The organism is Paenarthrobacter sp. PAE-2, assembly GCF_026013155.1.
In the GTDB taxonomy this organism is placed as follows: Bacteria; Actinomycetota; Actinomycetes; order Actinomycetales; family Micrococcaceae; genus Arthrobacter; species Arthrobacter ureafaciens.
In genome coordinates this window covers 1-14692 of the sequence record NZ_JAPDNV010000060.1, presented here as the reverse complement: position 1 = coordinate 14692, position 14692 = coordinate 1, and the positions used below count along the sequence as shown (strand labels likewise).

The 14692-nt window shown below is 65.5% G+C and carries 12 protein-coding genes; 6 read left to right on the top strand and 6 right to left on the bottom strand.

The features are described from left to right. Positions 1–261 precede the first annotated feature (261 nt). From OCL88_RS20085 to OCL88_RS20070, 4 genes are all read left to right on the top strand, one after another. Positions 262–1305, top strand: coding sequence for an NAD(P)-dependent alcohol dehydrogenase (locus tag OCL88_RS20085; protein ID WP_264963699.1), 1044 nt, complete (start codon positions 262–264; stop codon positions 1303–1305). Between the two features lie 74 nt (positions 1306–1379). After that, positions 1380–3998, top strand: a complete 2619-nt coding sequence (hrpB, locus tag OCL88_RS20080; RefSeq protein WP_319951672.1) for an ATP-dependent helicase HrpB — start codon at positions 1380–1382, stop codon at positions 3996–3998. 30 nt (positions 3999–4028) lie between these two features. Further along, entirely contained in the window at positions 4029–4796 is a 768-nt protein-coding gene (locus OCL88_RS20075; protein WP_227471355.1) for a M50 family metallopeptidase, read from the top strand. Between the two features lie 98 nt (positions 4797–4894). Further along, on the top strand, positions 4895–6994 hold the full coding sequence (locus OCL88_RS20070; protein ID WP_201433229.1) for an elongation factor G-like protein EF-G2: 2100 nt from the start codon (positions 4895–4897) through the stop codon (positions 6992–6994). Positions 6995–7020: 26 nt separating this feature from the next. Here the strand turns inward: OCL88_RS20070 and OCL88_RS20065 are convergent, their stop codons facing one another. Beyond that, on the bottom strand, positions 7021–7686 hold the full coding sequence (locus OCL88_RS20065; RefSeq protein ID WP_264963697.1) for an alpha/beta family hydrolase: 666 nt from the start codon (positions 7684–7686) through the stop codon (positions 7021–7023). 98 nt (positions 7687–7784) lie between these two features. Here OCL88_RS20065 and ligD point away from each other — a divergent pair, with 98 nt between their 5' ends. Continuing rightward, on the top strand, positions 7785–8810 hold the full coding sequence (gene ligD / locus OCL88_RS20060) for a non-homologous end-joining DNA ligase (RefSeq protein ID WP_166184208.1): 1026 nt from the start codon (positions 7785–7787) through the stop codon (positions 8808–8810). A 259-nt stretch (positions 8811–9069) separates the two neighbouring features. Next, complete coding sequence (locus tag OCL88_RS20055) at positions 9070–9993, top strand: serine hydrolase domain-containing protein (RefSeq protein ID WP_243542784.1); 924 nt, start codon at positions 9070–9072, stop codon at positions 9991–9993. An 8-nt stretch (positions 9994–10001) separates the two neighbouring features. Here OCL88_RS20055 and OCL88_RS20050 read toward each other — a convergent pair whose 3' ends face one another. The 5 genes from OCL88_RS20050 to OCL88_RS20030 are packed head-to-tail and all read right to left on the bottom strand — an operon-like array spanning position 10002 to position 14558. Continuing rightward, positions 10002–10622 (bottom strand): L-threonylcarbamoyladenylate synthase, encoded by a 621-nt coding sequence (locus OCL88_RS20050; RefSeq protein ID WP_166184212.1) that lies wholly within the window; start codon positions 10620–10622, stop codon positions 10002–10004. Positions 10623–10642: 20 nt separating this feature from the next. After that, positions 10643–11515 (bottom strand): ABC transporter permease, encoded by an 873-nt coding sequence (locus OCL88_RS20045; protein WP_264963696.1) that lies wholly within the window; start codon positions 11513–11515, stop codon positions 10643–10645. After that, complete coding sequence (locus OCL88_RS20040) at positions 11502–12461, bottom strand: ABC transporter ATP-binding protein (protein WP_201433234.1); 960 nt, start codon at positions 12459–12461, stop codon at positions 11502–11504. Before OCL88_RS20040 ends, OCL88_RS20045 begins: the two co-directional genes overlap by 14 nt. A gap of 10 nt (positions 12462–12471) precedes the next feature. Beyond that, positions 12472–13593 (bottom strand): LolA family protein, encoded by a 1122-nt coding sequence (locus OCL88_RS20035; protein WP_264963695.1) that lies wholly within the window; start codon positions 13591–13593, stop codon positions 12472–12474. Between the two features lie 56 nt (positions 13594–13649). Continuing rightward, the gene (locus OCL88_RS20030; protein ID WP_264963700.1) at positions 13650–14558 is read right to left on the bottom strand and encodes an N-acetylglucosamine kinase; all 909 of its coding nucleotides are present in this window, start codon (positions 14556–14558) and stop codon (positions 13650–13652) included. Positions 14559–14692 lie beyond the last annotated feature (134 nt).

Here is a 14692-nt window from a genome sequence, read left to right as displayed (position 1 = left end):
ACCTGCCCGCTCAAACCCATAAACCAAGCCTTCCACCCCACCCAAACCCTGTAACCAGACCCCAGCCCGTATGTGGAAAAACCAGCCAGGAAACCAGCCAAAACCTCCCCAAAACTCCGGTAAATGGACCCTCGGATGGGTACACATTCGGTACGTCGTACTGGGTAGGACTCTCCATCCCAGACTCAACAGTGCCTCCCTCGACTTCGGAATACAGGGTTAGATGGAGGTATCCGCACATCGTTATAACGCAGGAGAAACATGCCTACCGCTACCGCATACGCTGCCCCTTCGGCCACAGGAGACCTCGCCCTCACCACCATTGAGCGTCGCGAAGTCGGCCCGCACGACGTCCACATCGACATCAAATTCGCTGGCATTTGCCACTCGGACATCCACACGGTCCGCGGCGAATGGGGCCCGCAGCAGTACCCCCTGGCACCCGGACACGAAATTGCCGGGATCGTTACTGAAGTAGGTTCCGAGGTGACCAAGCACAAGGTCGGCGACCGCGTCGGTGTGGGCTGCATGGTCAATTCGTGCAAGGAATGCGCCAACTGCGAAGCAGGCGAAGAGCAGTACTGCTTGAACGGTAACGTCGGCACCTACGGATCCGTGGACCTCGACGGCACCATCACCCAGGGCGGCTACTCCAGCGACGTGGTGGTGAACGAAGATTTCGTTGTTTCCATCCCCGAATCGCTGGACCTCGACGTTGCAGCCCCGCTGCTGTGCGCCGGAATCACCACCTATTCACCCCTGCGTCACTGGGGCGCGGGACCCGGCAAGAAGGTCGCTGTGGTGGGACTCGGCGGCTTGGGCCACATGGCTGTCAAGCTCGCCAGCGCCATGGGTGCTGAGGTCACGGTGCTGTCCCAGTCCCTCAAGAAGATGGAGGACGGCTTGAAGCTCGGGGCCAAGGACTACTACGCCACCAGCGACCCCGCCACCTTTGAAAGGCTCGGGGGAACTTTCGACCTCATCATTAACACCGTCAGCGCATCCATTGATATCAGCGCCTACCTGAAGCTGCTGGCCTTGGACGGAACGTTGGTCAACGTGGGAGCCCCCGCAGAACCGCTCCCTGTCCAAGCGGGCGCCTTGATCGGCAGACGCAGGTCCTTCGCTGGGTCTGCGATCGGTGGCATCCGCGAAACCCAGGAAATGCTCAATTTCTGTGCCGAGCATGGCCTCGGTGCCGAGATCGAAGTCATTCCTGCGGAGAAGATCAACGAAGCCTACGAGCGCGTCCTCGCCTCGGACGTTCGGTACCGCTTCGTCATTGATGCGGCCACCATCGCCTAGCCACCCCAGCGCCCAGGCACGCAGCACCCAAGCCAGCCAGCATGGGGACGGCCCCGAACTCCTGAAACAATAGGCTGGTGACTTTTTCACTGGATGCCATCGGAAACGGCCTGGTCTTCGCCGGTTCCCTGGGCAAACTGACCGACGCTTTGGAAAGCGGGCACGACGGCGGCACGGCAGTCGTGCAGGCACCCCCGGGAACCGGCAAGACAACTCTTGTGCCGCCGTTGGTGGCCAATGTCGCAGCGCGGCGGGGCCGAACAGCTCCGCGGGTGGTGGTGACCCAGCCCCGTCGCATTGCTGCCCGCTCCGCCGCCCGTCGCCTTGCCACGTTGGACGGAAGTCCGCTCGGAGACCGGGTAGGCTACACCGTCCGTGGCGAGTCGCGGACAAGTCCCGGGACCGTAGTGGAATTCGTCACCCCGGGCATCCTCCTCCGACGGCTCCTGGCAGACCCCGGCCTCGACGGCGTTGACGCGGTGGTCCTTGACGAAGTCCACGAACGCGGCCTGGAAACGGACCTTCTGCTGGGCATGTTGTCCGAAGTGGGGCAGCTGCGTGAGGAACTCATCCTGGTGGCGATGTCTGCCACGCTTGACGCGCAACGTTTCGCGGCCCTGCTGGGGCAAACCTCCGACGGCGGCGGGCCGGCGCCCGTCGTCGACTGCCCATCGGCGCTCCACCCCCTGACGGTGGAATGGGTTCCAGCCCCGTCACAGCGACTGGGCGAACGTGGCGTGACCCGTGCATTCCTCGACCACATTGCGGAGACAACTGCGGTGGCCCACGCAAGGGCTTTGCGCAGGGATCCCTCGGTGGACGCGCTGGTCTTCCTCCCGGGCGTCCGTGAAGTCTCGGACGTGGCGGCGAGGCTTCGTTCCGGGCTCGTTCCCGGAACCGAGGTGTTGGAGCTTCACGGGCAGGCAGCTGCGGATCAGCAGGACCGGGCCGTGTCCGGCCGGCGGTCCGGGGACCCTCCGCGGATCATCGTGTCCACCGCCCTCGCGGAGTCGTCACTGACTGTTCCGGGGGTCCGGTTGGTGGTGGACTCGGGGCTTTCCCGGGAGCCCCGGCGTGATTCGGGGCGTGGCATGTCGGGGCTGGTCACCGTATCAACGTCGCGGGCGTCGGCCGAGCAGCGGGCTGGCCGCGCCGCACGCCAAGGTCCCGGTACAGTGGTCCGCTGCTACGACCAGCAAGCTTATGCAGCCGCTCCAGCGCACCAGACCCCGGAGATCGCCGTCGCCGACCTCACCTCAGCGGCCCTGCAGCTTGCCTGCTGGGGTGCGCCCAGGGGAGAAGGCCTTGCCCTTCCCGATGCCCCGCCGCGGGCTTCGATGGATGACGCGGTGGAGGTCCTGCGGGAACTGGGGGCCCTCACCGATGCTGGACTGGCAACAGACCTCGGCAAGGTGCTGGCACTAATACCCGCGGACCCCCGGCTGGCCAGGGCTTTGCTGGACGGGTCTTCCACCGTCGGGGGGAAGCTTGCTGCAGAGACCGTGGCCCTCGTGTCGGGAGATCAGCGTGCCCCGGGCGGAGACCTGGTGCAACTCCTCAGGGCGATGCGCAGTGGATCCCTTCCGGCGTCGCGGCGTTTTTTAGAAGAAGCCCGGCGGCTGGAATCCATGACCCGCAACGTGGGCAACGCCGTCGTTCCGTCCGATACGTCCCTCAAGCTGACTGGGGACCAGGCGCCCGGATACGTTGTTGCCCTGGCGTTTCCGGACCGGATCGCCCGGAGGGCATCGGACCACGGTTCCAGCTATCAGCTCACCTCGGGGACCCGCGCCGGGTTGCCGGCAGGGAGTCCGCTCGCCGCGCACGAGTGGCTCGCGGTTGCGGAAGTATCGCGGGCCCAGGGGCGCGATGTTGCCGGGACCGGGGCTGTGATTCGTTCGGCTGCTCCGCTGTCAGAATCTTTGGCCCGGGCAGCGGCTCCGGGCCTCGTGCAGGAAATCGTGGAGGCGCGGTTTGACCAAGGTCGCCTCAGCGGCCGTTTGGAGCGGCGCATCGGCGCGATCGTGGTCTCCTCGACGCCCATCCGGCCTTCTCCCGAAGCGGGGCGGGAAGCCATTGCCACGGCTTTGGGCAGGGGCGGCCTGGCAATGCTTGGCTGGTCGGAAGCGGCTGACTCGCTTCGTCGACGGCTGGCGTTGTTGTACCGGGAGTTGGGCGGGCCGTGGCCCGATGTCAGTGAGGCGGGCCTCTTGGCGCGCCTTGACGAATGGCTAGCCCCCGAACTCGAGGCCCTTGCGGGCGGCAAGCCGCTCAACGCAGTCGACCTGGCCGAACCGTTGCGGCGCCTTTTGCCGTGGCCGGAGGCGGTTCACTTCGACGCCCTCGTTCCGGAGCGGCTGGAGGTTCCCAGCGGCTCGCGCGTACGCATCCTCTACCCGGAGGTTGCGGAAAGAGCAGCGGACGACGGCGGCAGGCCAGTGGTGGCGGTCAAGCTTCAGGAATGCTTCGGCTGGGACCGCACGCCGCGGTTGGTCGACGGCAGGGTACCGGTTCTGTTCCATCTCTTGTCTCCGGCGGGCAGGCCGCTGGCAGTGACGGACGATTTGGCCTCGTTCTGGTCGGGTCCGTATTCCCAGGTCCGTGCCGAGATGCGGGGACGCTACCCGAAACATCCCTGGCCGGAGGACCCTTGGACCGCGCCCGCCACGGCCAGGACCAAGAACCGCATGTAGCTCCCGGACTTCTTGCGTAGCATTGCGACGGTGACTCAAACCCCTGTCGAATCTTCCAGCGTGCCCGCAATATGGTGGTCGGCCGTTGTCCGTGGTTTTACGGACGTCCACACCACAACGGTGCCGCTGCCGGTTCTCCTGGCCATTATCGGCGGCGCGACGCTGCTGAGTCTTCCCCGCGTCACGTGGCGCTGGTTCGGCCTGTATGTCACGTTTGTCCATGAACTCGGCCACGCCTACGCCGCCCTGATGACAGGCCGCTTCGTCCATAGCCTCCGGATCGGACTGGACCACTCCGGCCGGCTCGTCAGCAGTGGACGCAGCGCGTTCGGAGCCGCGTGGTCCGGTTTTTGGGGGTATCCCGCACCTGCCGTTGTGGGGCTGGCCCTGATCGCCGCCTTCTCTGCGGGCCGGGCCGGCGCCGCCATGTCCGTCGGCGCTGTGATCCTCTTGGTCTCCTTGATCTTCCTCCGTAACCTGACAGGCATCCTGGTTGCCGTCATCAGCGCGGGAGTAGCCCAGCTGCTGCTTGTGTTCGCCGACCCCGGGACAGTGAACTACGTCGTGCTTGCCCTGGGCATCGCGCTGTCCGTGGGGGCCGTGCGGGACCTCTTCAAACTGGCCGGGGTGCACACCCGTCACAGGTCGCGGATCCAGTCCTCTGACGCGTGGATCCTGGGCAGAACCACGGGAGCACCGGCGTTTGTCTGGTTGAGCGCCTTCACGGTTGTTATCTCGGCAAGTGTGCTGGTGTCCGGCTGGTTGTTGTGGGGCATGCTGGATTTTGTGCGTCCCTAGTGCTTGCCCTGTGGTCGCTTGAGGGTGTCCAATCCTTGTACATGTCCGAACCGCCTCTGAGCTCGGACACGAACTTGGCTACCACCCAGGAGGTGCCCATGTCCGCGAAAGGTACGCGCGAAGCGGCCAAAACCACAGTCCAGGGCGGACCCGAGCCACGCCGGTCCGAGAACGGGACAGCCCTCGCAGCCAGCCAACCCGCCAACGTCCGGAACGTGGCACTCGTAGGACATTCGGGTGCCGGGAAGTCGATGCTCGTTGAAGCGCTCCTCGCGGCAACGGGGGCCATCACACGGATGGGGTCCATCACGGATGGAACCACTGTGAGCGACTCGGACCCGTCCGCTGTCCACCAACAGCGCTCCGTCACGCTCTCCGTAGCGCCGATCCTCGTGGGCGACGTGAAGGTCAACCTGATAGATACCCCCGGCTACACCGACTTCACCGGCGAATTGCGTGCCGGTTTGAGGGCCGCGGACGCGGCCCTTTTTGTTGTCTCGGCCGTGGACGGGATCGACGGCGCGACCGTCGCGCTGTGGGGCGAATGCGAGAAGATCCAGCTTCCCCGGGCCGTGGTCATCAGTCGGCTGGACCACCCACGGGCAGACTTCCGCGCCGCCGTCGAACGCAGCCAGGACGCTTTCGGAGAGGCCGTACTGCCGATGTACCTGCCCACTCCTGACGTTGTGGCCGGCGTCCTCGACCCCCCGGGCTCCGCAGACCCCGCGCTTGAGTCCGCGCTCGAGGCTGCCCGTGGGCCGCTCATTGAGGGCATCATCGCCGAAAGCGAGGATGAAACCCTCATGGACCGGTACCTGGGCGGCGAAGAACTCCCTCTGTCGGACCTCCTCCAGGATTTGGAGACAGCGGTTTCGCGGGGCCGTTTCTTCCCGGTCATGCCAACCTCGGCCGAAACCGGTCTTGGGTTGCAGGAGCTGATGTCGCTGCTCGTCGATGCCCTGCCGTCGCCCCCGGAGCGTCCCGCGCCGCCGGCCATGAAGCTGGACGGGTCATCCCTGAAACCGCTGAGCTGCGACCCGGACGGGCCGTTGGCTGCGGAAGTGGTGAGGACCACGGTTGATCCGTTCCTCGGCCGGGTTTGCCTCGTGAGGGTGTTTTCCGGAACCCTGCGGGAGGATTCGTCGATCCACATCGGCGGTCGTGGTTTGGCGGACAGGGGCCACGAGGACCACGATTCCGACGAACGCGTCACTCATTTGTATTCGCCCGTGGGTTCCAGCCTCAAAGCTGTTCCCTATTGCATCGCGGGAGATATCTGCGCCATCAGCAAACTGGCCGGAGCCGAGACCGGGGACACCGTGTCGGACCGCGAAAGCCCCTTGCTCATCGAGACGTGGAACATTCCCGAACCGTTGATGCCCATCGCGGTCGAAGGGGCCTCACGCAGCGATGAGGATGCCCTCGCCAAGAACATCGGAAAGATCGCGGCAGCAGACCCCACCCTGAGGGTGGAACGCAACCAGGACACCCACCAATTGATTCTTTGGTGCATGGGCGAGGCCCACGCTGAGGTGGTCCTGGACAGGTTGCGTGCCCAGGGCGTGAAACTCCAGACCGTCGATGTCATCACGCCGTTGCGGGAGACTTTCGCCGGCAACGCATCCGGTCATGGACGCCACGTGAAGCAGTCCGGAGGCCACGGACAATTCGCCATCTGCGACATCGACGTGGAACCGTTGCCGCGCGGTGGGGGTTTCGAGTTCGTGGACAAGATCGTCGGAGGTGTCATCCCCGCCACCTACGTGGCTTCCGTGGAAAAGGGCATTCGGGCCCAGATGCTCAAGGGCGTGGCTGAGGGCTTTCCTGTGGTGGACATCAAGGTGACGCTAACCGGCGGAAAAACCCACAGCGTGGACTCCTCCGATGCCGCCTTCCAGGCAGCCGGCGCGCTGGCACTTCGGGAAGCGGCAGCAGCCACCAGGATCCAGCTGCTGGAACCCGTTTCCAGTGTGGTGGTGAACGTTCCCGACGAGTACGTGGGCGCGGTCATGAGCGACCTCTCGGGCCGCAGGGGACGCGTGACTGGCACTGACGCAGCTCCCGGCGAGGGCGCCGAGATCAGCGCGGAAGTGCCGGACCAGGAACTCCTCCGCTACGCAGTGGAGTTGAGGGCCCTGACTGCCGGCACCGGACGCTTCCGGCGGTCCTACCTTCGGCATGAACCCGTCCCCAAGTAGGCCAGGCTGGTACTGCCGCCAGCCGCTCAGGGATTGCCCCGCACAAACTGTGCAACGGCGGGTGCCAAGGAAGCCCCGATCTCCGCCGCGCTCCGTTTGGCACCCTTGACCGCGAAAGAGTGGTCCCCGCCCTCACACCACTGGAGCGTCGCCGTCGGTCCAATGCGTTCTACTACCGACTCCAACAGCCCGGGCGTTGCAAAGGTATCCCGGGTGCCTTGAAGGAAGAGCATGGGAACAGCGATGCCGTACAGGTGCTCATCGCGCAACTTGTCGGGCTTCCCGGGGGCGTGCAGGGGATAGCCGAGATACACCAGACCGCGCGTTCTCATGCCCTCCACGACGGCCATGGACGCCATCCGGCCCCCAAAGGACTTTCCGGCCGCCCACAGCGGCTCGCCCTCGGACAGTCCGGCTGCTGCCTCCATCGCCGCGGTCCACGCAGCGATGGCCAGCGGTGGCCGGTCCGGGAACCGCCTGCCGGCTTCGCGATAGGGAAAGTTGAACCGGAGGGTCGCCACGCCTTCATCGGCCATTGCCTCCGAGAAACCCTGCAGGAACGGATGCTCCATCCCGGCACCCGCTCCATGGGCCACCACCATCGTGGCGAGGGGCTTGGAGGGGCGGATCGAAAGGCCGGAAACTTCGGCGTCGCCGACGTGGATGGACACTGCGCGGGGCGTTAGGGGCATGCATCCATCATGAAGGACGCGTGGCCATATTCGGGCGCATTGCGCGAAATGCCTTCGAGCTGCAGACGCGCACGGCCCGGACACGGTAGCTTGTGGGCATGGCGAGCGAATCCACCACCATCACAGTGCCCGGTCCCGATGGCCCCCGGGAGGTGCGGATTTCAAGCCCGAACCGGGTGGTGTGGCCGGAAGCGGGTCTCACCAAACTTGATCTTGCGAACTACCTGGTGGCAGTGGGGGAGGCCTTCGTGGCCGCCAACGGCAACCGTCCCGTCAGCCTCCAACGGTATTCCGGAACCATCGAAGGCGACATGTTCTTTTCCAAGAACCCGCCCAAGGGTGCCCCGGACTACGTCAGGTCGGTGATGGTGACCTATCCCAGCGGACGGTCGCATCCGCAACTGGTCATCGACGAGCCTGCAACTGCCGTGTGGGCAGCCCAGATGAACACCGTCGTCTTCCACCCGTGGGCCTCCAAAGCAGATAACCCGGACAACCCCAATCAACTCCGCATTGATTTGGACCCCCAGCCCGGCACGGACTTTGCCGATGCGATCCCGGCGGCGCAGGAACTGCGCAAGGTCCTTGACGAGGCAGGACTGACCGCCTTTATCAAAACGTCCGGCAACCGCGGCCTCCACGTGTACGCACCTATTGAGCCCAAGCACGAGTTCCTCGAAGTCCGCCATGCCGTGATTGCCGCCGGACGCGAGCTGGAGCGCCGGATGCCGGACAAGGTCACTACGGCGTGGTGGAAGGAAGAGCGCGGAACCCGGATCTTCGTGGACTTCAACCAAGCGAACCGGGACCGCACCATTGCCGGGGCTTACAGCCCCCGGGCGGTTCCCCAGGCACAGGTTTCCTGCCCCCTGACGTGGGATGAACTGGAGGATGCCGACCCAGCGAAGTACACCATCCGGACTGTCCCGGAACGGCTGGAAAAGTCAGGGGACCCGTGGGCCACCATGCACGATGCCCCCGGGAACATCGATGTCCTGCTGCAGTGGTGGGAGCGTGACGTCAAGAACGGCCAGGGCGAAATGCCGTTCCCCCCGGAATTTCCCAAGATGCCGGGGGAGCCGATGCGCGTGCAACCCAGCCGGGCCCGCAAGCCGGAGGATTAGGCGGGGTCGGACAGTGAGATGGGGGCTGACTCCAGCGGTAGTTGCGGCACGGCCTGGCCCCCGCCGCTGCGTGGGGGCGCGTCTTTCGGCTGCACTTCTTGGACTCGGCCTGCTGACCGCCTGCACCGGTTGGCCGGATCAGCCGCCGCCTGACGTCCCCTCGCCGGCAACTACTGCAACTGGACCGTCGCCTACCCGGTCAGGTCCGACGTCGGACCCTCCTGAGGCGTCCTGGTCGCCGGCAGTACCTACTGACGCAATGACAGCATCGGCGGCTTTCCGTGAGTTGCAGTCCAGCATTGAACTTTTCAGCCGTGAGATGATCGCGCTCGGCGCCCCGGCTGTCATCGTGGAGGCGAGGTCCGGTGCCCAGGTCTGGAAGCACGCGGCGGGCTTGAGGAACACTGCAACCGGCACACTGGCCGGGCCCGATGATCCCATGGTGATGGGTGGGGTGTCCCGCAGCATGCTCGCGGTTTCCGTGCTGAAGCTCGCTGAGGAAGGGATCCTGGTTCTGGACGCCCCGGCCTCCGCTTATCTCGCGCCTGCGGACATCCCTCCTGGCGGTGCGGCCGCGACCATCCGCGGGTTGCTCGCGGACCCGGACAGCGGGCGTACGGACTTGCTGCTGCGCCGGGTTGTGGAGGTTTTGCGGGGCACTGGGTACTCCGAGGTCCTGGCCCGGGACATCCTCGATCCGCTCGGCCTTCGCGCGGTGGCTGTCTACGGTCCTGAACCCATACCGCCCGGGGTGGTGCACGGCTACGTACAGCTCAATGGGAAAACCGTTGATGTGATGGAGACCGGAGCGCTGGGGTCCCGCGGTGCGCAGTTGTTTGGCACGGTGGGGGACATCAACGCTTTCTACTCAGGCCTCCTCGGCGGCAAGCTCGTGGCACCCTCCAGCCTTATCCTGATGAAAGGGAGCGTCCTGGAAGAGTACGGACTAGGCCTGGACCAGTGGCAGGATCCCTGCACCAACGGAAATTACTACGGCCATGCGGGCGATGTGCCTGGGTACGGAGTGATGTCGCTGAGCAGCGCTGACGCCAACAGGCAGATCACTATCGCCGTGGCGTATCCGCCGGCGCCTTTGGCGGAAGCACCGTCGGCCGTAGCTTTGGAGATCACCAGCCTCGCCCAAGTGGTGCTCAACGCGGGCTGCCGGTTCCGCTTTGGATAACCCGGGGGCTATTCGAAACGCGACGGATCGCCGGTTCCGCGGCGGACAACCTCGGCGAAACCGCTGGAGAAGTCGATGACGGTGGTCGGTTCCGACCCCGTATCGCCGGAATCGATGACTGCATCCACCTCGTTGTCCAGGCGCTCCTTGATTTCCCATCCCTGGGTCAGTGGTTCTTCCTGGTCGGGCAGGAGAAGCGTGCTGGACAGCAGCGGCTCCCCGAGCTCAGCGAGGATGGCCTGAACCACCTTATGGTCCGGAATTCGCACCCCTACCGTCTTCTTCTTGGGATGCAGGAGGCGCTTGGGAACTTCCCGGGTAGCCGGAAGGATGAACGTATAGCTCCCGGGGGTGACGGCCTTGATGCTCCGGAAGACGTCATTGTCCAACATGACGAACTGTCCCATTTGCGCAAAGTCCTTGCAGACCAGGGTGAAGTGGTGTTTGTCATCAAGGTGCCGGATGGTGCGGATCCGGTCCAGCGCCTCCCGGTTTCCTATCTGGGCTCCCAAGGCATAGCAGGAATCAGTGGGGTAGGCGATGAGGCCGCCGTTTTGGACCATGTTCACAACCTGGCTGATGGCGCGCGGCTGTGGGTCAACTGGGTGGACGTCAAAGAATCTGGCCATGGGATGAGCCTACGTCAAAGCTACGACAGAACGTCCTTATTGGAGAATTTCGCGTACGCCAGGGCGCCGCAGACCGCCACGTACCCTGCCTGGAGAAGCGCGTTCTCCCCAAAGGAGTTCCAGGACATGGGTTGCCGCAGCAGATCGGCGAAGCCAAGCCAGTGGTGGCTGAACAACCACGGATGCAGCCAATCGAGCTGCGGGAGGTTGTCCAGTACCTGCGAAACCACCGCCAGAACAACCGTGGCGGCCATCGCGCCAACCGGGACATCCGTGAAAGTCGACACCAGGAGGCCGATCGCGGACAGCCCCAGCAGGGAAACCGCAATGTAGGCGGCAATGAGGAGCGTGCGCACCGCGGCCTCGCCCACACCAATAGTGTCACCCGACAGTAGGGTCACCGGACCCACCGGAAAAAGTACGACGCCGGCCAGGGCACCTGACGCGGCCACCATCAACGTCGCTGCGCAGCAGAAAGCCACCGCCCCGGTGTACTTCACCAGCAGTAGCCGGACGCGCCCTGCCGGCGCGATCAGGAGATACCGCAACGTCCCAAGGTTGGCTTCTCCGGCGATGGTGCCTCCCGCTACGACACCTACCGTGAGGGGGAGAAAGAGGGGAACGCACACCACCAAGGCGGTAAAGGCAACGAACAGTCCGTTCTGGCTGACGCGGTCAAGGTAGAGCGGACCCCGTCCGGGCGGCACGTCCCTGCTGGAAAGCTTCACGGCGACGGCAATCAGGATCGGCACAGCTGCCAAGGCCAGGAGCATGGCCCACGTCCGCACCCTCCGGAACAACACGGACAGCTCTGAACCCAGGAGGGCCAGCCCCGGACCGCCCGAGGCGCCTGAACCGCCGTCGGGCTGCCTCCGGGTTTCAGCCGACGACATCGAACCCCGCGCCCGTAAGCGCAACGTACTGTTCCTCGAGGCTCGCGTTTTCCACCGAGAAACCGCGCACCCTGACGCCGTCCCGGACCAGGGCAGCCGAAATCGACTCAGGGGCAACGCCGTCCATCCCGGTGGCCATCACCCATCCTGCCGACGGCGTGCCGGGCACCAGGCCAAGGCGCGCCAGGACACTGACGGCTTGATCGACGTCGGGCGTCTTTACCGTGACCCGGGACTGTCCGGCAGAGCGCAACTGCTCCAGCGGCCCTTGGGCAACCAGCCGGCCGGCGCTCATGATGCCCACGTGGGTGCACATCTGTTCCACCTCGGACAAGAGATGGCTGGAGACAAAGACCGTGGTCCCGTCGGCCGCGAGGGAGCTCACCAGATGCCGGACCTCCCGGGTTCCTTGCGGATCCAAACCGTTGGTGGGTTCGTCGAGGACCAGCAGTGACCGGTCCCGCAGCAGCGCGTTCGCCAGGCCCAACCGCTGCTTCATGCCCAGCGAATAGGCCCGGACCTTCTTCCGGGCTGCATGTTCCAGGCCAACCCGTTCGAGTGCCGCGGCCACCCGCCCCTTCCGGGTTGCCGCTTCGGCATGCCGGTCGGCAGTATCCAAGCGCAGCAGATTCGCCTCTCCGGACAGGAAAGGGTAGAAGCCCGGCCCTTCCACCAACGCCCCAACGTCGGGGAGTACGTTGGCAAGCCCCCGCGGCATGTCCTGGCCCAACACGGTGATGCTGCCTTGGTCGGGTGACACCAGGCCCAACAGCATGCGGATGGTGGTGGTCTTTCCCGATCCGTTCGGGCCAAGAAAGCCAAACACGGAACCGCGGGGAACGGCCAGATCGGTGCCGGCCACGGCGGCTCGTTGTCCGAACCGCTTCACCAATCCTCTGGTCTGAATGGCCAGGGCTGTGCTGTTGCCGCCCCCGGGCTCCGCCATGGAGCCGTCCTCAGCCGGCAGCAGTCCCGCGCGCACCGGCAACGTCCTGGAGGCGTTCCAAGGGAACCATTCCGGCGAACACGCGGCCGTCGTCGAGGATCAACACGCTCAGAAGGGAGGTAGTCAGGGCACGTCCCCCGGCAACCGGCTGCAGGGCCTGGGCAAGCTGCGGATTGGTCACGAGGCCTTGTGGGGCCGAACCTGCTGGCAGTACCACCACCGAGTCCCAGCCCTGGCCGGAGACTTCTTTGCTTGGGTGGCGTGGCCCTGCCGGGCCCGAACTTTCGGACGGCTTCGGACGAGGTGCCCACGTTGGTGCTTCCTTTTCCGTCACGGCGGCCTCCTTTACGGTGGCACCGGGCGGGGGAGTGAACGTGAACAACGCAGGGTCCGGAACGCCCGGATCAAAGCTTGAGAAGCTGGCGCTGAAGGCAGGGTCTGCCTGCCCTTTCGCCCGGACTGTGACGCCCAGGGGGAAGCCCGTTTCGGAATCGACGTTGATGGCGATCCTATCCACCAGGGTGTCCGTGCTCCGGGGCACGAGCATCAGGGTGTATGCGCCCCGGCCAGCTACGGTTGCAGGTTCGCCAACGCTCACTTCCGTGTGGTCGTCCATGGCTTCGAGGAACCTGTCCGCGAGTGCTTCGGGGCTGGGGAGGTTCCGTGCGGTGTCGTCAGGCGCTGCGGGGCTGGTGGCGGCCTCCGGACGTGCGGGCAGCGTGGTGTGAACGGCGCTGTTGTCCGCCGAGCTGTAGAACCAGGCCTCCGTGCCGTTGACCACCACGTCGCGCTCAGCCATCCGGTCCAAGACTTGCAGCCGCGCTTTGGAGGGACCGGCCACGTAGATGCGGGCCTCGTGCGAACCCGTGAGGAATTCGAAAAGGGAAGGCTCTCCCTGGCCTCCGCCGGGTACGCCTACGTTCAGGTCCGGAAGTCCCAGCTTGGAACTCTGCGACACCGTGCTCGAGAACGCGCGGACCTCGGTCCGGGCGATCATGGCCACGATTTCCTCCGCTGACTTGGGCGGCAGGGTGGGAGTTGCGCCGGCTTGCACCGTGCCCACCAACACCGCAGCAAGGAGGGCAAGCGGAATCAGCAAGGCGGGCAGCCACCGCTGCTTTGCCCGCGCCATTGCTACCGACCACCGCTAGTGAAAGGCATGCATCCAGATTACTCCGGATACCGGCACTAAGTACCCAGTAGACCTTCGGCCAGCGTCACTGCTCCCTGGACAGGGGAGCGATCCAGGATCCGTACCGCGGAAGGATCGTCCAGGGAGAGCTTGCGTGCCACTGCATCGGCCAGTTGCCTCTGATTAACCAGGAGTCCACCTGCCATCACCAACGGCAAGTCCAAGCCAAGTTCCCCGAGGACCTGGCGTGCCATGGTGGCCAGCGAGTGCGCCGCTTCGGCCTGGATACGCAGGGCCGCGGGGTCCCCGGATACTGCCAGGTCAAGAACCAGTGGCGCCATCGACGCCCAGTAGTCCGGTTCGGGTTTGGCATAGAAGTGGTCCATCAAATGGAGCGCGTCCGCGCTCTGTGTTGCAGTCAGCACGGCCTGTACCAGGGGACCTGGTTCCAGCCCGGCGTAATGCTCACGCAATGCCTCGCGGACTGCGTCCCGGACCACCGAATAGCCCCCGCCCTCATCGCCCAACAGGTAGCCGTAGCCGCCGCTGCGGGCTTCCCTTCCCTCCCGGTTCCGGCCCCAGGCAACCGAGCCCGTACCGGCCACCAGGACCGCCCCTGCGTCGAGGCCTGCTGCTGCGAGGATGATGCGGGTGTCATGGACGACGTCGATCACGGCGCCGGGAAAGTGCTCGGCGAGCAAGGCGGACAGCACGGCCCTGCTGGCTGGAGTATCGGCTCCCGCTGCTCCGGCGCAGACGGCCCGGACATCCTTTCCGACGGCCGCGGCTATCCGGCGAAGGACCGCATCCACGCCGTGGTGGCCCACGGAGGACAGGTTGGCGCTGGTTTCGGTGATCTCCGGGGTGTCCGGTTCATTCCGGGACTGCCCCGTGCGCCCGGGCTCGTGCCGTAGCGCGTGTGTCCTGGAACCACCTATGTGGAGGCCCAGTACTGCCGGGCTCACAGTATTACCCCAAGGCTGGCGGAAGGGGACTGCCGGGCGGGGTGCTGCAGGGGGATAGGCAAGGGCAATCCTTCCGATCGGGCCGCGGGGCGGGGAGCCGGGGCGGTGCACCAGCGCTGGTGCACCGCCAACGC

Excerpts from the sequence above, each read along its gene's own strand:
- OCL88_RS20040 (WP_201433234.1), bottom strand. The coding sequence starts at position 12,461 with ATGGCGGAGCCCGGGGGCGGCAACAGCACAGCCCTGGCCATTCAGACC.
- ligD (WP_166184208.1), top strand. The coding sequence starts at position 7,785 with ATGGCGAGCGAATCCACCACCATCACAGTGCCCGGTCCCGATGGCCCC.
- OCL88_RS20070 (WP_201433229.1), top strand. The coding sequence starts at position 4,895 with ATGTCCGCGAAAGGTACGCGCGAAGCGGCCAAAACCACAGTCCAGGGC.
- OCL88_RS20085 (WP_264963699.1), top strand. The coding sequence starts at position 262 with ATGCCTACCGCTACCGCATACGCTGCCCCTTCGGCCACAGGAGACCTC.
- OCL88_RS20045 (WP_264963696.1), bottom strand. The coding sequence starts at position 11,515 with ATGTCGTCGGCTGAAACCCGGAGGCAGCCCGACGGCGGTTCAGGCGCC.
- OCL88_RS20055 (WP_243542784.1), top strand. The coding sequence starts at position 9,070 with ATGACAGCATCGGCGGCTTTCCGTGAGTTGCAGTCCAGCATTGAACTT.
- OCL88_RS20035 (WP_264963695.1), bottom strand. The coding sequence starts at position 13,593 with ATGGCGCGGGCAAAGCAGCGGTGGCTGCCCGCCTTGCTGATTCCGCTT.
- OCL88_RS20050 (WP_166184212.1), bottom strand. The coding sequence starts at position 10,622 with ATGGCCAGATTCTTTGACGTCCACCCAGTTGACCCACAGCCGCGCGCC.
- OCL88_RS20065 (WP_264963697.1), bottom strand. The coding sequence starts at position 7,686 with ATGCCCCTAACGCCCCGCGCAGTGTCCATCCACGTCGGCGACGCCGAA.